The 17347-nt window shown below is 62.2% G+C and carries 14 protein-coding genes and 1 pseudogene; 7 read left to right on the top strand and 8 right to left on the bottom strand.

Features of this window, described 5'->3' with window-relative positions; all coding sequences use genetic code 11:
- Nucleotides 1–87 precede the first annotated feature (87 nt).
- Entirely contained in the window at nucleotides 88–2514 is a 2427-nt protein-coding gene (locus LIS66_RS17385; protein WP_227972671.1) for a TonB-dependent siderophore receptor, read from the top strand.
- Between the two features lie 86 nt (nucleotides 2515–2600).
- On the opposite strand, the gene LIS66_RS17380 is transcribed toward LIS66_RS17385, so the two are convergent.
- Nucleotides 2601–3752 (bottom strand): MFS transporter, encoded by a 1152-nt coding sequence (locus tag LIS66_RS17380; RefSeq protein WP_064361391.1) that lies wholly within the window; start codon nucleotides 3750–3752, stop codon nucleotides 2601–2603.
- Between the two features lie 243 nt (nucleotides 3753–3995).
- Here LIS66_RS17380 and LIS66_RS17375 point away from each other — a divergent pair, with 243 nt between their 5' ends.
- On the top strand, nucleotides 3996–4976 hold the full coding sequence (locus LIS66_RS17375; protein WP_227972670.1) for a diaminopimelate epimerase: 981 nt from the start codon (nucleotides 3996–3998) through the stop codon (nucleotides 4974–4976).
- 143 nt (nucleotides 4977–5119) lie between these two features.
- On the opposite strand, the gene codA is transcribed toward LIS66_RS17375, so the two are convergent.
- The 5 genes from codA to LIS66_RS17350 all read right to left on the bottom strand — a co-directional run bounded on the left by codA (nucleotide 5120) and on the right by LIS66_RS17350 (nucleotide 10422).
- Complete coding sequence (gene codA, locus LIS66_RS17370) at nucleotides 5120–6367, bottom strand: cytosine deaminase (protein WP_227972669.1); 1248 nt, start codon at nucleotides 6365–6367, stop codon at nucleotides 5120–5122.
- 14 nt (nucleotides 6368–6381) lie between these two features.
- Nucleotides 6382–7653, bottom strand: a complete 1272-nt coding sequence (gene codB / locus LIS66_RS17365; RefSeq protein ID WP_116658891.1) for a cytosine permease — start codon at nucleotides 7651–7653, stop codon at nucleotides 6382–6384.
- A 237-nt stretch (nucleotides 7654–7890) separates the two neighbouring features.
- Entirely contained in the window at nucleotides 7891–8703 is an 813-nt protein-coding gene (locus tag LIS66_RS17360; protein WP_227972668.1) for an alpha/beta fold hydrolase, read from the bottom strand.
- 197 nt (nucleotides 8704–8900) lie between these two features.
- Nucleotides 8901–9257 carry a 6-carboxytetrahydropterin synthase QueD gene (gene queD, locus LIS66_RS17355; protein WP_042609100.1) on the bottom strand — a complete coding sequence of 119 codons (357 nt, stop codon included), beginning with the start codon at nucleotides 9255–9257 and terminating at the stop codon, nucleotides 8901–8903.
- A gap of 85 nt (nucleotides 9258–9342) precedes the next feature.
- Nucleotides 9343–10422, bottom strand: a complete 1080-nt coding sequence (locus tag LIS66_RS17350; protein ID WP_042609101.1) for a hypothetical protein — start codon at nucleotides 10420–10422, stop codon at nucleotides 9343–9345.
- A 262-nt stretch (nucleotides 10423–10684) separates the two neighbouring features.
- On the opposite strand from LIS66_RS17350, the gene LIS66_RS17345 reads away from it, so the two are divergent.
- Genes LIS66_RS17345 through LIS66_RS17330 form a run of 4 tightly spaced genes read left to right on the top strand, consistent with a single transcriptional unit; the run spans nucleotide 10685 to nucleotide 13286 of the window.
- Entirely contained in the window at nucleotides 10685–10993 is a 309-nt protein-coding gene (locus LIS66_RS17345; RefSeq protein WP_227972667.1) for a PepSY domain-containing protein, read from the top strand.
- Nucleotides 10993–11304 carry a PepSY domain-containing protein gene (locus tag LIS66_RS17340; RefSeq protein WP_227972666.1) on the top strand — a complete coding sequence of 104 codons (312 nt, stop codon included), beginning with the start codon at nucleotides 10993–10995 and terminating at the stop codon, nucleotides 11302–11304. The genes LIS66_RS17345 and LIS66_RS17340 overlap by 1 nt, the downstream gene beginning before the upstream one ends.
- Nucleotides 11305–11307: 3 nt before the next feature.
- Nucleotides 11308–11976, top strand: a complete 669-nt coding sequence (locus LIS66_RS17335) for a response regulator transcription factor (protein WP_042609104.1) — start codon at nucleotides 11308–11310, stop codon at nucleotides 11974–11976.
- A complete protein-coding gene (locus tag LIS66_RS17330) occupies nucleotides 11973–13286 on the top strand; it encodes a sensor histidine kinase (protein WP_042609105.1) in 1314 nt (437 codons plus the stop codon). Before LIS66_RS17335 ends, LIS66_RS17330 begins: the two co-directional genes overlap by 4 nt.
- Nucleotides 13287–13490: 204 nt before the next feature.
- On the opposite strand, the gene LIS66_RS28010 is transcribed toward LIS66_RS17330, so the two are convergent.
- Nucleotides 13491–14195 carry a methyl-accepting chemotaxis protein gene (locus LIS66_RS28010; protein ID WP_416220764.1) on the bottom strand — a complete coding sequence of 235 codons (705 nt, stop codon included), beginning with the start codon at nucleotides 14193–14195 and terminating at the stop codon, nucleotides 13491–13493.
- A 201-nt stretch (nucleotides 14196–14396) separates the two neighbouring features.
- Nucleotides 14397–14453: pseudogene (locus LIS66_RS28005) on the bottom strand (hypothetical protein); the annotation flags it as partial.
- 1523 nt (nucleotides 14454–15976) lie between these two features.
- On the opposite strand from LIS66_RS28005, the gene LIS66_RS17320 reads away from it, so the two are divergent.
- Nucleotides 15977–17293, top strand: coding sequence for a Na+/H+ antiporter family protein (locus LIS66_RS17320; protein ID WP_227972664.1), 1317 nt, complete (start codon nucleotides 15977–15979; stop codon nucleotides 17291–17293).
- Nucleotides 17294–17347 lie beyond the last annotated feature (54 nt).

Raw genomic sequence — 17347 nt, 5'->3', positions numbered from 1 at the left:
TTTTCCCGTTCAGCGTCTTCCTGTTCAACTGCAACTGGTTTGCATTAACAGCCGCACACTCTTGCGATCTACAGGACTCCGTACGACGTGAACATCACCATAACCCACAATAAAAAATCCCCTTGGTTGCCACTCGCGCTGGCGCTCGCGGTCAACACGGCGATGCCGTTGGCATTTGCCGCCGAAGCCATTCATATCCGCGCGCAGCCGCTGGGCCAGGCCTTGAGCGAGCTGGGCCAGCAGACCTCGCTGCAGGTGTTTTTCAGCCCTGAGCTGGTGGCTGGCAAACAGGCGCCAGCGGTCGACGGCGACCTCTCGCCGGAGCAGGCGCTGCGCCAGTTGTTGCAGGGCAGCGGCCTCGATTATCAGATCAGCGATGGCTCGGTGACGCTCGCGCCGGCCGCCACTTCGGCTGCCAGCAGTGGCCCGCTGGAGCTCGGCGTGACCGACATCAAAGTGGTCGGCGACTGGCTCGGTGACGCCGATGCGGCGGTGGTGCAGAACCATCCCGGCGCACGTACGGTGATTCGCCGCGAAGCGATGGTCGAGCAGGGTGCGATGAACGTCAGCGACGTGCTCAAACGCGTGCCCGGTGTGCAGGTGCAGGACTCCAACGGCACCGGCGGCAGCGATATTTCTCTCAACGTTGGCGTGCGCGGTCTGACTTCGCGCCTGTCGCCACGCTCGACCGTGCTGATCGACGGCGTACCTGCCGCGTTTGCCCCGTACGGCCAGCCGCAACTGTCGATGGCGCCGATTTCCTCGGGCAATCTCGACAGCATCGACGTGGTGCGGGGCGCCGGTTCCGTGCGTTACGGGCCGCAGAACGTCGGCGGCGTAATCAACTTCGTGACTCGTGCGATTCCGGAAAAAACCACCGGTGAAATCGGCACCACCCTCGAGACCACGCAGTACGGCGGCTGGAAACACATCGACACGGCGTTCCTCGGCGGCACGGCCGACAACGGCATGGGCGTCGCACTGTTGTACTCCGGCGTCAACGGCCACGGCTATCGCGAACGCAACAACGGCAATGACATCGACGACGTGCTGCTCAAGACGCATTGGGCGCCGACCGATCAGGATGATTTCAGTCTCAATTTTCACTACTACGACGCCAGCGCCGACATGCCCGGCGGCCTGACCCAGCGTCAGTACGACGACAAGCCTTACCAATCGGTGCGTGACTACGATCAGTTCAGTGGCCGGCGCAAAGACGTGTCGTTCAAGTGGATTCGCCAGATCGATGAGCGCACTCAGGCGGAGATCCTCACCTATTACACCGACAGCTTTCGCGGCAGTACCATCGCCGCGCGCGATCAGCGCACCCTCAGCTCGTACCCGCGTTCCTATTACACCCTCGGCATCGAGCCGCGCGTGTCGCGGGTGTTCGATGTCGGCCCGACCACCCAGGAAGTCAGCGTTGGTTATCGCTATCTGAAAGAAGCAATGCACGAAGAATCCAGCCGTCTGGCGCTGGTCAACAACCAGCCAGTGGTCACACCGACCTCCGACGGCCATGTGTTCCAGGATCGCACCGGTGGCACCGAGGCCAACTCGGTGTATGTCGACAACAAGATCGACGTCGGCAACTGGACCATCACCCCGGGCATCCGCTTTGAACACATCAGTACCGACTGGCATGACCGCGCCGTGCTCGACACCGCTGGCCGGCCGGTCCCGGAAAAAAAACGCAGCATCGAAAGCAACGAACCGCTGCCGGCGCTGAGCGTGATGTATCACCTGTCGGACGCCTGGAAGCTGTTCGCCAATTACGAGACCTCGTTCGGCAGCCTGCAGTATTTCCAGCTCGGCCAGGGCGGTTCGGGTGACAGCACCGCCAACGGTCTGGAGCCGGAAAAGGCCAAGACCTACGAGATCGGCACGCGCTACAACGATGATGTCTGGGGTGGCGAGGTGACGCTGTTCTACATCGACTTCGACGACGAGCTGCAATACATCAGCAACGACGTCGGCTGGACCAACCTCGGCGCCACCAAGCACCAGGGCATCGAAGCGTCCGTGCACTACGACATGGCGGCACTCGACCCGCGCCTCGATGGCCTGACCGCCAATGCCGGCTTCACCTACACCCGCGCCACCTATGAAGGCGAGATTCCCGGCTTCAAGGGCCGCGATCTGCCGTTCTATTCGCGGCAGGTGGCCACGGTCGGGCTGCGTTACGACATCAATCGCTGGACCTGGAACATCGACGGCTTCGCCCAATCGAAACAACGTTCGCCGGGCACCGGAGTGAATGCCGATGGCAGCTTCAATGGCAACTACATCACCGAAGGCACAGCGGACGGGCAGTACGGCGACATTCCGGGTTACGTGACCTGGAACGTGCGCGGCGGCTATGACTTCGGCCCGCAGGTGTCGAACCTCAAGCTCGGCGCCGGGGTGAAAAACGTCTTCGACAAGCAGTACTTCACCCGCTCCAGCGACAACAACTCGGGGATGTATGTCGGCGCACCGCGCACGTTCTTCGTGCAGGCCAGCGTCGGTTTTTAAAACACAAGATCAAAAGATCGCAGCCTTCGGCAGCTCCTACAGGATGTTCGCCCTGTAGGAGCTGCCGAAGGCTGCGATCTTTTGCTTTAGACCTTCAGGACTTTCCCGCCGATCGCCACAGCGACCAGCAACACCGCCATCAGCCCAAAGGCAAAACTCAGGCTGCTGGCATGGGCGACAAAACCGATCACCGCCGGCCCGGCGAGAATCCCTGCGTAGCCGAGCGTGGTAATCGCCGGCACCGCGATGCTTTCCGGCATCACTGTCTGCTTGCCTACCGCCGTGTACAGCACGGGAACGATGTTCGAGCAACCGGCGCCGACCAGCGCGTAACCGACCAGCGCCGCTTGCCAGCTCGGCGCGAAGGTGGCGAGAAACAACCCCGTCGCCGCCAGCAGCCCGCCGAACAGAATGATCCGCGTGGCACCCAGCTTGCGCACGATGCGGTCACCCAGCAGACGTCCGACGGTCATGGTCAGGGCGAACGCTGCGTAACCCATTCCAGCGTACGCCGTGTCGATTCCGCGTTCCTGGGCGAGGAACACGGCGCTCCAGTCCAGCGCCGCGCCTTCGGTGAGGAACACGATGAAGCACATGCCGCCGATAAACAGCACGATGCCGTGGGGAATGGCGAAGGCCGGGCCGGAGCTTTCACTGCCGTAGGGCAACATGTGCGGCACGCACTTGAGCAAGGCGCCGATCAGCAAAACCACCACCACCAGCATCGCCGCCAGCGGCGTCAGGCCGAGGCCGAGCAATGCGCTGACGCCCGCCGCACCGACAATGCCGCCGAGGCTGAACAAGCCGTGGAAGCCCGACATCATGTGCTTGCCGCTGGCGCGCTCGACGATCACGGCTTGCAGGTTCACCGTCGAATCCACCGTGCCGAGGCCGGCACCGAACATGAACAGCGTGGCGATCAGCGCCGGGATCGACGACACCGTCGCCAGCAAAGGCAGCGCCGCGCAGATCAGCAACGTGCCGCCGGTGGCCACACGCCGGCAGCCGAAGCGCGTCGCGAGAATCCCCGCCAGCGGCATCGCCAGAATCGAGCCGACGCCCAGGCACAACAGCAATAACCCCAGCGTGCCCTCATCCAGCCCGGCCCGCGCCTTGGCATACGGCACCAGCGGCGCCCACGCGGCGATGCCGAGGCCGGCGATGAAAAAAGCGACGCGCGTGGACATCTGTTCCAGGCGTCCGGGGACGAACGTGTCTTGGGGGTTGAGGCTGGTCATATCGATCCTTGGCAAAAAAACAACTGCATCCCGAGTGACATTCTGACGGCGTTGAGGTTCGATCTCAGGCCTTCGGGGCATAACGGTGAACATCCTACCCTGTAGGAGTGAGCCTGCTCGCGATAGCGGTGTGTCAGTCGACAATTTTTTAACGGACACACCGCTATCGCTAGCGGGCTCACTCCTACAGGGGATTGCGGTTTACAGTTGGATTTTCGCCAGCATGGAATACGGGACCAAGGCATGACGAGCTTCTACGACGCACGCGGCAATATCTACGCCGTGGTTTCGCCCCAAGCCTTGCGCGAGGCCGGGATTGCTTTGCCGGTCAGCGCCGCCGAATGCGCCACGTCTCGGCAGCAATGGAGCAAAGCCGCCATCGCCCTGTGCTGCCATTGGCCCGAAGGCCTGCGCCCGGCCAACAGCAAACCGCACCGCAGTGATGGTCTGCTGATCGGCCCGTTTCAGACGTGTGCACCGTTCGATGTGCTGATCGTGAACACCGACGGCAGCCTCGCCGAACGCAGTGGCAACGGCCTGACGATTTTTTCTCAGGCGCTGACCGAGCAAGGCCTGATGCCGGCGCAGGGTGCAGTGTTGCGCGTTCATCATGACAAGGGCGAGGCGCTGGAAACCTCGGTGAAACCGGCCGAGGTCGAAGGCGTGCGCGGTTTCTGGCTTGATCTCGGACAGCCCGGATTCGGCGCGCGAGCCGTGGGGGCGCAGTCAGTTGAGAGCGTTCACTTCAATCACCGTGACGTCAGTCATGTCCGGCCCCTGGCACAACTCGATCCCGACTGGACCCACAGCCAGTTCGTGCGCATCGGCAATCCCCACTGCGTAACGCTGCTCAGCGATGCGGCCGCGTTGCCGGGCAACCAACAGATGCGTGAATCGCCCCTGAACGAACGGCTGACCGCTATTGCCTATGCCATGCCCACCGGTGCCGGCAATCCCTGCCCGGCGGGCGTCAATCTGCAATGGGCTGCGCTGGCGTCACCGCAGCAAATCCTTGCCCGGGTGTTCGAGCGCGGCGAGGGGCCGACCGCGTCATCCGGCACCAGTGCCAGCGCAGTGGCTTGTGCGGCGTGGCGGGTGGGTTGGGTCGAGGCGGGGGAAGTGCAAGTGACCATGCCTGGCGGCACTGCACCGGTTTTGCTTGAGGTTTCAGAAGGGGAGTTGCTGCGCGTCAGATTGTTTGGCACGGCGCGGTTGATCGCTTGATTCGGCCACTAGCGATGCTCTTGTAGGAGTGAGCCTGCTCGCGATGGCGGTGTGTCAGCCACATTTCCATCGACTGAAAGAACGCTATCGCGAGCAGGCTCACTCCTACAGGGTTTGTGGCAAATGGAATATTTGCATTCGACTCAGCGCAATTCTCGGCTGAACTCCACCACCGGCATCTGCCGTTTCATCAACACCTTGCCGTCACGAATCGAATACAGCGGCAGGCCCTGGCTGCGGATCACCTCGTAATCGCTGTCCGCCGACAGAATCAGCAGGTTCGCCGGGCGGCCCTGTTCCAGGCCGTAACGCTCGCCCAGGTGCATGGCTTTGGCGCTGTTGTCGGTGACCAGGTCCAGCGCGCTTTGCAGGTTGCGATAACCGAGCATGTGACAGATGTGCAGACCCGCTTCAAGCACGCGCAGGATGTTGCCGTTGCCCAGCGGGTACCAGGGATCGACGATGGAATCCTGGCCGAAACACACGTTCATCCCGGCTTCGAGCAGTTCGTTGACGCGGGTGACGCCGCGGCGTTTCGGGAAATTGTCGAAACGTCCCTGCAGGTGGATGCTTTCGGTCGGGCAGGAAACAAAACTGATCCCGGAATGGCCGAGCAGGCGGAACAGTTTGGCGCAGTAGGCGTTGTCGTAAGAGCCCATCGCCGTGGTGTGGCTGGCGGTGACGCGGGCGCCCATGTCGCGGCTGCGCGCTTCTTCGGCGAGCACTTCAAGGAAGCGCGAATGCGGGTCGTCGGTCTCGTCGCAATGCACGTCGACCAGGCAGCCGGTGCGCTCGGCCAGGTCCATCAGGAACTTCACCGAGCTGACGCCCTGATCGCGGGTGTATTCGAAATGCGGAATGCCCCCGACCACATCGGCGCCCATGCGGATCGCTTCCTCCATCAGCTCGCGACCGTTGCGGAACGACTCGATGCCTTCCTGCGGGAACGCGACGATTTGCAGGTCGATCAGGTGCCGGCTTTCCTCGCGCACTTCGAGCATGGCTTTGAGCGCAGTGAGTTGCGGGTCAGTGACGTCGACGTGGGTGCGCACATGCTGGATGCCGTGGGCGGCCAGCGCCTGAATGGTCTTCTTGGCGCGGGTCTTGGTGTCTTCTTCGGTAATGGTGATTTTGCGCTCGCCCCAGCACTCGATGCCTTCGAACAGCGTGCCGCTCATGTTCCAGCGCGGCTCGCCGGCGGTAAGGGTGGCGTCGAGGTGAATGTGCGGCTCGACGAAGGGCGGCACCACCAGATTGCCGCCGGCATCGAGGTCATCCGGGCCGAGGGTCGGCGCTTCGGTCTGGCGAGCGATGCTGTGGATCAGGCCGTCTTCGAGGTGCAATTCGTGCAGGCCTTCCTGGTTGCGCAGGCGGGCGTTGATGATGTGCATCAGGCGAATCCTTTTTATAGGTCTTGTAGTGGCGCGCTTAGGCGACGGGCGCCGAGCACACCGGTGACGATGACATACGTTAGCGCGGCAGCGGCGATCCCTACCAGCGGCGCGACCCATGGCGAGCTGAACGCAGCGACGGTGCCCACCCCATAGGCCCCGAGCCCCGGCCAGTTGAACGCCGGCAACCGTGCGTCGGCCAGACGCGGATAGTGCCCGCGCCAGCGGTAGAAGAAGTCAGCCATGATCACCCCGCCAATCGGCGGAATCACCGTGCCGAGCAGGATCAGGTACGGCACCAGCATGTCGTACATGCCCAGCAGGGCGAGCAGGGTGCCAATCACCGCACCACCGAGGGTTACGGTTTTGCGCCGCCCGGTACGCAGCAGGTTGCAGCCGGCCACGGCGAAGTTGTAGATGGTGTTGTCCTGCGTACTCCAGATGTTCAGCAGGAGCATGGCCATCGCGGCCATGGCGAAGCCCTGCAACAGCAGCACTTCAACCACGTCCGGCTGCTGATAGACGATCGCGCCGTATGCGCCGATCAGCACCATCAGGCCGTTGCCGATGAAAAAGCCGATCAGACTGGCGAGCACCGCCACTTTTGCCGAGCGCGAAAATCGCGTCCAGTTGGTGGCTTGCGTAGCGCCGCTGACGAAAGTGCCGAACACCAGAGTGATCGCTGTCGACCAGTCCAGCGAACCCGTCGGTATCACGCTGAGCAAACCTTCGAAGCCGCCGACTTTCACCGTCGCCACCCACATCGACAGCATTAACAGCAACATCATCGCCGGCACCGCGATGTAAGAGAGAATTTCCAGTCCGCGATAACCGATGTACGCCGTGGCGCAGAAGCCCAGACCGAACAACACCATCAGGCCGAGCACCGTGGCCTCATTCAGATCGAAGTATTTGCCGATCACCACCGCCGCCGTCGCCGTGCCCCAGGCGTACCAGCCGATCTGAGTGAAACCGAGGATCAGGTCGCTGAGCTTGCTGCCGACTTCGCCAAAACAGAACCGCCCCATCAGCACCGAATTGAGGCCGCTCTTGAAGGCGATGTAACCCAGGCCCGCGGCGTACAGACCGAGCAACAGGTTGCCGACAATGATCACCGCCATCATCTCGGCAAAACCGAACGCGACCCCCAGCTTGCCGCCGGCAAACATGGTCGCGGTGAAAAACGTGAAACCCAGTAACACCATCGCCGTAGAGGCCAGGCCTTTGCGCGCGTGCATCGGCACTTCACTGAGCGGGTAATCGTTGCCGGAGGCGTTCTGCGTCATGGGGCAGTCCTTGCTGGAAGGGGAAGACGCAGGAGGGTTGCAGCGGTCGTGCCAAACGCGGTCGGGCCGGGTCTGTATAGGCGACATGGTGAAGTCAGGCGCGAAAACGGTGCACCTGACCACACCGAAGCCCAATGTAGGAGCTGCCGAAGGCTGCGATCTTTTGATTTTGATTGTAAAAAACAAAGATCAAAAGATCGCAGCCTGCGGCAGCTCCTACAGGTGCAGGTGTGTGATTCAGAGAAAGCGCAGCAGGGCGGCGACGATGGCTTCGGGCGCATCTTCCTGGACGAGGTGGCCGGCATTGGCGATGGCGTGAAATTGCGCCCCGGGAATCATCTGCTGTAAGGCCCGGCCACGTTCGATGGGAATCCACTGATCCTCTTCGCCCCAGAGAATCTGCACCGGGCAGCGTATCGTCGGGTACAGACTTTCGGCTTCGCGAGTATAGCGTTCGTCCATCTGCGCAATCTGCCGGTAGAACGCCGCTTGGCCCGGATCCCCCAGCCACGACTGCACATACGGCGCCAGTTGCTCATCGGCAATCTGGCGGTGAATCGCGCCCCTAATATAGGTCGGCACGATGGCGCGCTGGATGTAATCGGGCAGGCCGCTGAACGCTGCTTCGTGTTGACGCACATGCTGTACAAACGGCGAGCCCCACGGCGTCAAGGCGACCGGGTCGATCAGGGTCAGACTGCGGTAATCCTTGCCGTCGAGCACGTGCGCGCGCAACACCGTGGCACCGCCGAAATCATGGGCGACCACGTCTGGAGTTTGCAGATTCCAGTGATCAAGCAGTTGCGCCAGAAGTTCGTTCTGCACGCCGAGGGAGACGTCGGCGTCTGGCTGCGCGGACTGTCCGTAACCAAGCAGATCGAAGTAGTGCACACGGTGCGTGGCGAAAAAGTGCGGGGCGATGCGGTGCCATACGTAAGACGAGAACGGTGTGCCATGCACGAACACCAGCGGCGGACCGTCACCGCGCACGGTATAGCGCACCTGATGCCCGTTGAAGTCAAAGACCTGATCCAGCAGCCATTCCGTCATGGGTCTGTCCTCTTGGCGGGAGAACGAAAAGCATAGGCATAAAAAAACAGCCGTAAAGGCTGTTCTCCATTTCCCTGAGGGAACGCGATGCCCCTGTAGGAGCTGCCGAAGGCTGCGATCTTTTGATTTTGATTGTAAAAAACAAAGATCAAAAGCTCGCAGCCTGCGGCAGCTCCTACACAGGAGATGTGTGGTGCTTATTCGCCGCGATAAATGCACCCGCTGGTGCACGTCTCATGAATGCGGATCGCACTGAGTTCCGGCAGCAACGGCTTCATCTCGTTCCAGATGAATTTGGCCAGCACTTCGCTGGTCGGGTTTTCCAGGCCGGGAATGTCGTTCAGGTAGTTGTGGTCGAGGCGTTCGTACAGGGGCTTGAAGAACGCTTTGATCTCGGAGAAATCGCGAATCCAGCCAGTGTGCGGATCGAGGTCGCCGCTCAGGTGCAGCGCGACCTTGAACGAGTGACCGTGCAGGCGTCCGCACTTGTGGCCGTCGGGGACGTGGGGCAGGCGGTGGGCGGATTCGAAGGTAAACTCTTTGAAGATTTCCACGGTATTTTCGGCTCTGTTCAGATGGCGTTCGCCGCAGCGATTCGGGCAGGCGGCGAGTTTATCAGCTTGTCTTTGGCCGTGCTGACTAAAGGGTCAGCAAGCGGTCGGCGAGGCGACCGCTGGCCGTCAGTTCGAGGAATTCATCGCCCAGTCGGCGACTCTCGTCCATCGCCGCGTGCCAGTATTTCTGCCGGCTCGGCGCATCGCCCATGAAGCGTTTGAAGTCGTTGCGATCGGGCAGTTTGCCGTAGGGCAGGCGCGCCAGATATTCCTTCGACGGCGCGACCAGCACCACGTCCTGCAAACGCTGCACCGAGGCGCGGCGCCACGGCAGGGTCTTGTCGAACCAGCCGGGAATCACCCGGTCGGTGAAGTGCGGATAAAGCACGATGCCGTCGCCGCTGTAGGGAAGGTCGAGGTGATAGTCGAGCAGGCCGCCGTCACGGAACGTACCTGCGCCGGCGCCGGGCAAGTCGCGCACGCCTTCCATGACCATCGGAATCGACCCCGAAGCGAGCAGCGCCTGACGCAGGTTGCCGGCATTGAGGGCAACGAAGCGCGAGGGGAAATCGGTCAAGGCATCGAGCGGCGGGGCGAGGCGCGGATCGTGGATGATCAGCCGTTCGAAGTGCCGCGACAGCCGGGCGCGCCCGCGCAGGTTGTCGGCAATCACCGAACCGAGCGCCAGACCGAGGCGCCCGCGATGGTCTTCGGCGAGGCGGCCCTGACTTTTCACCACCATGATGTTGAGGCGGTAATCGCGGTTTTCGAGGATGCTCGCGTCGCGGCCGTCGAGCAGATCGTTGAGCATGCGTTGCGAGCTCTGACTGATCTCGGCCATGGTCACGCCTTTGTTGAAATTCTGCTCGGCGTACAGCTGACCGAGGCGGCGAATGCCTTCGGCGGCGTCCGGCAGGCAGGCACTGGCGAAGCGCCAGGAACCCACAGATGCACCGATCAGCGAACGCTCGCGCGGCGCACTCGGCAGCCACTCGCCGAACAACGCCAGATCGAGCCCCTGAATCCCCAGCGCCTTCGGCCCACCGGCCGCACCGGGCAGGGTGCCGACGTCAGCGGCGTGCAAGCCCTGCGCACGAATCCGCGCCATGGCCCGCGGGCCGGCCTTGAGGGTGAGGGCGGGGAACTTGATGTGGATGGCGGTCATACCGGTCTCGATCGTTGGCAAGCTGCGAATTATAAGCCGATGTTGCGAACCCTTGTAGGAGTGAGCCTGCTCGCGATAGCGGTGCATCAGTGGCAGATGTGTTGGCTGACACACCGCTATCGCGAGCAGGCTCACTCCTACACAGTCTTGTTCCAGGCGGTGGATTGGTAATGAAAGGGCACAATGATGGCCATTCAGTTTCAGTTAAGTTGACCCCGCTAAGGTGCCCACCGTATGCAACATATAAGAATTCGGAGACACCATGAAAACCCTGACTGCCCTGACCACTGCCTCGCTCATCGGCCTCACTGCCAGCACCGCTCACGCGCGCGATCTCGGGCCTGACGAAGCGCTTCGTTTGCGCGACGCTGGTACTATCGTCTCCTTCGAGAAGCTCAACGCCATCGCGCTGGAAAAACACCCCGGTTCGGAAATCACCGAAACCGAGCTGGAAGAAGAGTACGGCAAGTTCATTTACCAGATCGAACTGCGCGACCCGAAAGGTGTGAAGTGGGATCTGGAGTTGAACGCGGTAGATGGTGAAGTGCTCAGGGATCATCAGGATACGTAATGAAGCTGAATATTCGCGCCACCCGCCTGACGGCGCTGGCGCTGGTGTTGTTGTGCAGTACGGCCATGGCTCGCGATCTCGATCAGGACGAGGCGCTGGCCCTGCGTCGCGATGGCGTGATCCTGCCGCTGGAGCAAGTGCTGCAGCAGGCCATGGATCGCTACCCCGGTGCCAAACTGCTGGAAGTCGAGCTGGAAGAAAAACACGACGTGTACATTTACGAAGTCGAATTGCTGACGGTCGAAGGCGTGGCGCGCGAGCTGCACTTGAAGGCCGATACCGGCGAGTTAGTCAAAGACAAGGAAGATTGATCGATGCGTTTGCTTCTGGTGGAAGACCACGTACCGCTGGCCGACGAATTGCTCGCTGGCCTTCAGCGCCAGGGCTACGCGGTGGATTGGCTGGCCGATGGCCGTGACGCGGTGTATCAGGGCAGCAGCGAGCCCTATGACCTGATCATCCTCGACCTCGGCCTGCCCGGCGTACCGGGGCTGGACGTGCTTGCGCAGTGGCGCGCGGCCGGTCTGGCGATACCGGTGCTGATCCTCACCGCGCGCGATTCCTGGGCCGAGCGCATCGAAGGCCTGAAGGCCGGCGCGGATGATTACCTGACCAAACCGTTTCACCCGGAAGAGCTGTTCCTGCGCATTCAGTCGCTGTTGCGCCGCTCCAAGGGCCAGTCCAACCAGCCCACCCTGCAAGCCGCGGGTCTGCATCTGGACGAGGGCCGCCAGTGCGTGGTTCGCGACGGCGCCGACATCCAGCTGACCGCCGCCGAATTCCGCCTGCTGCGCTATTTCATGCTGCACCCCGAACAAATCCTCTCGAAAAGCCACCTCGCCGAACACCTCTATGACGGTGAGACCGAGCGCGATTCCAACGTTCTCGAAGTCCACGTCAATCACCTGCGGCGCAAGCTCGGCAAAAGCGTCATCGAAACCCGTCGCGGTCAGGGATACCTGTTCGGCGGGCAAGCTTCATGAGATCAATCCAGCGCCGGTTGAGCCTGGGTTTGATCAGCGTGATGGTGATCGTCGGTCTGGTGCTGGCGCAAACCAGCCTGTGGTTATTCGAGGTCGGCTTGCAGCGCTACCTCGAAGCCGGCCTGCGCAATGACAGCGAAAGCCTGCTGGTGGCGCTGGTGCGCGGCCCGCAAGGGTTGCAGCTGGATGAGCGGCATCTGTCGCCGGCCTATCAGCGGCCATTTTCCGGGCATTACTTTCGCATCGACTTCTCTGACAGTCACTGGCGCTCGCGCTCGTTATGGGATCAGGATCTGCCCTTGCTCGACCACCCGGGGCTGCACAGTAACCTGCAACTGGGCCCCGGCGGTCAACGCCTGCTGATATTGCGTTCGGACTATCGGCGCCTGGGCCAGTCGATCTCGATCAGCGTCGCCCAGGATTACACGCCGGTCAGCGACAGCTTCCAGCGCATGCGCCAGATCGGCCTCGGCCTGGGGCTGGCGGCGTTGTTGCTGATCCTGTTCCTGCAGCGCCTGACCGTGCGCCGCGCCCTCAAACCACTGGAGCGCGCGCGCGAGCAGATCGCTCAGTTGCAGCAGGGCCAGCGCTCGCAACTCGACGATCAGGTGCCGGTGGAACTGGAACCGCTGGTGGCGCAGATCAACCATTTGCTCGCTCACACCGAAGACAGCCTAAAGCGCTCGCGCAATGCCTTGGGCAACCTCGGCCACGCGTTGAAAACACCGCTGGCGGTGCTGCTGAGCCTGGCCTCCAGCGACAAGCTCGACGACCATCCCGAGCTGCGCAGGATTCTCAAGGAACAACTCGAGCAGGTGCAGCAGCGCCTCAATCGTGAACTCAATCGGGCGCGGTTATCCGGTGATGCGCTGCCCGGCGCGTTGTTCGATTGCGATGCCGAGCTGCCGGGGTTGCTGGCGACGCTGAACATGATTCATGGCGAACACCTGGCCTTGAGTTACGTCGCACCGCCGGGCCTGCAACTGCCGTGGGATCGCGAGGACTTGCTGGAACTGCTCGGCAACCTGCTCGACAACGCCTGCAAATGGGCCGATGCCGAGGTGCGCTTGAGCGTCATCGAGCGCGCTGACGGCTTTGCCCTGAGCGTGGAAGATGACGGGCCGGGAATCCCCGAGGAACAACGCGCTCAGGTGTTCAGCCGTGGCACGCGGCTTGATGAGCAGACCCACGGGCATGGGCTGGGCCTTGGCATCGTGCGGGATATCGTCGATACCTGGGGCGGCTTGCTGGTGTTGGGCGAGAGCGAGTGGGGCGGGTTGAAAGTGGTGATCGAACTGCCTCGGCGGTGAGCCCTTGAAAAGCCCCTCACCCTAACCCTCTCCCAGAGGGAGAGGGGACTGACCGTGGTGATTGGACGAGATACGTCGACCTGAAATACCGAGCCGAACTCAGGTTTGAATGGTGTGAAGATCGGCTCCCTTTCCCCCTCGCCCCCCTTGGGGGGAGAGGGCTGGGGTGAGGGGGGAATCTGACTGACACCCCGCAATCTCAGATCAAACGCGAAACTGATCCATCAACCGCTGCTGCTGGTTCGCCAGGCTATTGAGCGACTGACTCACCCGCGCCGATTCATTCGCCTGTCCCGACAACGATTCGGTCACATCGCGAATCGTCGCCACATTATTGTTGATCTCCTCGGCCACCGCGCTCTGCTCTTCGGCGGCGCTGGCAATCTGCAGGTTCATGTCGCTGATCACCGTCACCGCATCGCCGATCTGCCGCAGCGCCGTCACGGCCTGGCCCACCTGCTCGACACTGCCCTGGGCCTGACGATGGCTGTTGCCCATCGAGCCGACCACTTCCTGCGTACCGTTCTGCAATTGCTCGATGACCTGGCGGGTTTCCTCCACCGACTCCTGGGTGCGGCGCGCGAGGTTGCGCACTTCGTCAGCGACCACCGCGAAACCGCGTCCGGCTTCACCGGCGCGGGCCGCTTCGATGGCAGCGTTAAGCGCCAAAAGGTTGGTCTGCTCGGCGATGGCGCGAATGGTTTCCAGCACCGTGCCGATCTTCTCGCTGTTGGCGGCCAGGCCCTCGACCTGCACCATCGCTGCGCTCATGTCGGCGGCGAGGGTGTCGATGCTCGCGGTGGTGCGATCGATCACCGTCAGGCCTTGGCGGGTAGCGCGGTCGGCGTCCTTGGCGGCTTCGGCGGCCTGCGCGGCGCTGCGTGCGACGTCCTGCGCAGTGGCACTCATTTCATGGGAGGCGGTGGCGACCTGATCGACCTGACGGTATTGCTGCTCCATGCCAGCGCTGGTCTGGGTAGCGATGGCCGAGGACTGGTCGGCGGTATTGCGCGCGTCCTGCACCGAGCGTTTCACCTCGGCGATGATCGGCTGCAGCTTGTCGAGGAAACGGTTGAACCAGCCGGCCAGTTGCCCGAGTTCGTCATGCTTGTCATAGGCCAGGCGCCGGGTCAGATCGCCTTCGCCGCTGGCGATGTCTTCAAGCATGTGCGCGACGCCGAGGATCGGCTTGGTCACGCTGCGCGCCATCAGCCACACCAGCAGCAAACCGATCAGCGCGGCGAGCAGACCGAGGCTCAGTTCGATCAGCGTGCCCGAATTATTGCTCGCATCCAGTTGCTGCTTGAGCGCCTCGGCGCGGCTGACCAGGACTTTTTCCGGCACGTCCAACAACACGCCCCACGCCGGCCCGCCGGGAATCGGCTGGAACGGCGACAGCACTTTCAACTGGCCGTTGCTGCGCAGACTGCTCACGCCAGGGCTCGAGGCGAGCAGGCGCAGCAACTCGCTGCCGCTGGCCTGATCCACCGCATCCAGGCGCTGGCTGAGCTTGCCGGCATCCGGGCTGTAACCGGCGAGCAGGCCGGCAGGGCTGACGATGCTTACCGCGGTCTGACCGTCATAAAGTTTGCGACTGGCATTCTGGCTGATCGCTTGCAGGCTGTTGAGGTTGATGTCGACCGACAACGACGCAATGACTTTGCCGTTGACCTGCAGCGGGAAGACGATGCTGGTCATCAGCACTTTCTGCCCGTCGATGACATAGAAGTACGGCTCGATCACGCAGGGTTTGAGGGTGGTGCGCGGGCAGGTGAACCAGGCGTTGGCGGCCTGACCGCTGGGGCCGGTGCTGGTGTCGCTCATGTCGCTTTCCGGCAGCGCCATCGAGGTGACTTTGCCCGGGGTCGGCTGCGACCAGTACAGCGCGAAGCGGCCCTTGTCGTTGCTGCCCAGCTCAGCCTGATCGGCGAACAGTTCATCCTTGCCGTCCAGCGCGTTGGCTTCAAACACCAGCGACAGGCCGAGCAGGTCCGGGTTGGCCTGCAGCGCGGACTTGACCTGACGGGTCATGTCCTCGCGCAGGTCGAAGGCATCGAGAAAACGCTTCTCGGCCTGTTCACGCAAGAACAGCACCTGCCGCGAGAAACCGTGGCCGTACTGATAGGCGTCCATGAACTGCTGGCGAATGCCCGCAGCCTGCACTTCACCTTGCGATTCGATCCGCGCCTGCGCCGATTCGGTGAGCATCTCCATGCTCGAGGCCTTGACCAGCGCCGAGCTGTGTTCCATGCGATACAGCGAAAGACCGACCAACAGGGTCACGATACCGGCCAGGCAGAGGCCGGCGAGCAGGGTGATTTTCCATTGGATGGAAAGTTGTCTGAGCGACATGGAAAACATCCTTATCCGATAAATATCTGAGACTTTGCACTGTAGCGGCTGCGTTTGCGCTTTCTTTATCCCTCCAGCGCAATATGACCAATTGCGCATGCGATCCATGTAGGAGCTGCCGAAGGCTGCGATCTTGCGTTTTTGCTCTGGAACAAGATCAAAAGATCGCAGCCTTCGGCAGCTCCTACAGGGCCGTGTGACTTTGACAAGGACTGTTCGCTGCGGCACAGTGCGCGCCCTCTAATAAGACCCTCTTTGCAAATCCGCCGGCCAATTCCGGGCGGACTCATCCTGTCTGGCGGTGTGTTTTCACCCGCAGTGTTTTTTGAGGTAGTGAAATGAATGCAGTCATAGCAGCCGTCGGCGTCATGCTGATCCTCAGCCTGGCGCGCGTGCATGTGGTGATCGCGCTGATCGTCGGGGCGCTGGTCGGTGGCCTGACCGGTGGTCTGGGCATCGAAGCGACGCTCAAGGCGTTCAACAGCGGCCTGGGCGGCGGCGCGACGGTGGCGTTGTCCTACGCCTTGCTCGGCGCTTTTGCCGTGGCGATCGCCAAATCCGGCCTGGCCCATGCGTTGGCCGACAAGGCTCTGGCCATGGTCGATCGGCAACATGCGACCGGCGGCGGTAACGTCAAATGGCTGCTGATCGGCCTGCTCTGGGTGGTGGCGATTGCTTCGCAGAACATTCTGCCGATCCACATCGCGTTCATTCCGCTGCTGGTACCGCCGCTTCTTTATGTACTGACCAAGCTGCAACTCGATCGCCGGTTGATCGCCTGCGTCATGACGTTCGGCCTGATCACTCCGTACATGTTCCTGCCGGTGGGCTTCGGCAACATCTTCCTCAATGAAATCCTGCTGGCCAACGTCGCGCGCAGCGGCGTCGACATCAGCGGTATCAATGTCACCCATGCCATGGGTATTCCGGCGCTGGGCATGCTGGTCGGCCTCGGCATCGCGTTTATCAGCTATCGCAAGAAGCGCGTCTATGACCTGGCGAAGATCGAACAGGTCGAGCAGACCGCGGTGCAGTACAACCCACTGAGCCTGATGATTGCCGGTGTAGCGATCGCCGCCGCGTTCGTCATTCAGCTGTTGCTGGACTCGATGATTATCGGTGCGCTGGCCGGGTTTCTGATCTTCTCGGCATCGGGCATCGTCAAGTGGCGCGAGACCGATGATCTGTTTACCGAAGGCATGAAGATGATGGCGATGATCGGCTTCATCATGATCGCCTCGTCCGGTTTCGGCGAAGTGATCAAGGCTACCGGCGAAGTGCAGACCCTGGTAGAAGCCTCGGCGGCGTGGATCGATCACAGCAAGGGCGTCGGTGCCCTGATGATGTTGCTGGTCGGGCTGCTGGTGACCATGGGCATCGGCTCGTCGTTTTCCACCGTGCCGATTCTCGCGGTGATTTTCGTGCCGCTGTGCGTGCAACTGGGCTTCAGTCCGATCGCCATCGTCTGCATCGTCGGCACTGCCGGTGCGCTCGGCGACGCCGGATCGCCGGCCTCGGACTCGACCCTCGGCCCGACCTCCGGCCTGAACATCGACGGCCAGCATCACCACATCTGGGACACCGTCGTACCGACCTTCCTGCACTACAATTTGCCGCTGTTGGCGTTTGGCTGGGTGGCGGCGATGGTTCTCTAAACGGCCCACCAACCCTCTTGTAGGAGTGAGCCTGCTCGCGATGGCGGTGTATCC

Origin of the sequence: Pseudomonas sp. HN2 (assembly GCF_020736465.1) — a bacterium.
GTDB lineage: Bacteria > Pseudomonadota > Gammaproteobacteria > Pseudomonadales > Pseudomonadaceae > Aquipseudomonas > Aquipseudomonas moraviensis_A.
Note: the sequence above shows the minus strand (reverse complement) of the source record. Positions and strands in the feature narration are given on the sequence as shown.

Coding starts and splice junctions, on each gene's coding strand:
- LIS66_RS17380 (WP_064361391.1), bottom strand. CDS start 3,752: ATGACCAGCCTCAACCCCCAAGACACGTTCGTCCCCGGACGCCTGGAA.
- LIS66_RS17375 (WP_227972670.1), top strand. CDS start 3,996: ATGACGAGCTTCTACGACGCACGCGGCAATATCTACGCCGTGGTTTCG.
- codA (WP_227972669.1), bottom strand. CDS start 6,367: ATGCACATCATCAACGCCCGCCTGCGCAACCAGGAAGGCCTGCACGAA.
- codB (WP_116658891.1), bottom strand. CDS start 7,653: ATGACGCAGAACGCCTCCGGCAACGATTACCCGCTCAGTGAAGTGCCG.
- LIS66_RS17360 (WP_227972668.1), bottom strand. CDS start 8,703: ATGACGGAATGGCTGCTGGATCAGGTCTTTGACTTCAACGGGCATCAG.
- LIS66_RS17350 (WP_042609101.1), bottom strand. CDS start 10,422: ATGACCGCCATCCACATCAAGTTCCCCGCCCTCACCCTCAAGGCCGGC.
- LIS66_RS17345 (WP_227972667.1), top strand. CDS start 10,685: ATGAAAACCCTGACTGCCCTGACCACTGCCTCGCTCATCGGCCTCACT.
- LIS66_RS17340 (WP_227972666.1), top strand. CDS start 10,993: ATGAAGCTGAATATTCGCGCCACCCGCCTGACGGCGCTGGCGCTGGTG.
- LIS66_RS17335 (WP_042609104.1), top strand. CDS start 11,308: ATGCGTTTGCTTCTGGTGGAAGACCACGTACCGCTGGCCGACGAATTG.
- LIS66_RS17330 (WP_042609105.1), top strand. CDS start 11,973: ATGAGATCAATCCAGCGCCGGTTGAGCCTGGGTTTGATCAGCGTGATG.
- LIS66_RS28010 (WP_416220764.1), bottom strand. CDS start 14,195: ATGAGTGCCACTGCGCAGGACGTCGCACGCAGCGCCGCGCAGGCCGCC.
- LIS66_RS17320 (WP_227972664.1), top strand. CDS start 15,977: ATGAATGCAGTCATAGCAGCCGTCGGCGTCATGCTGATCCTCAGCCTG.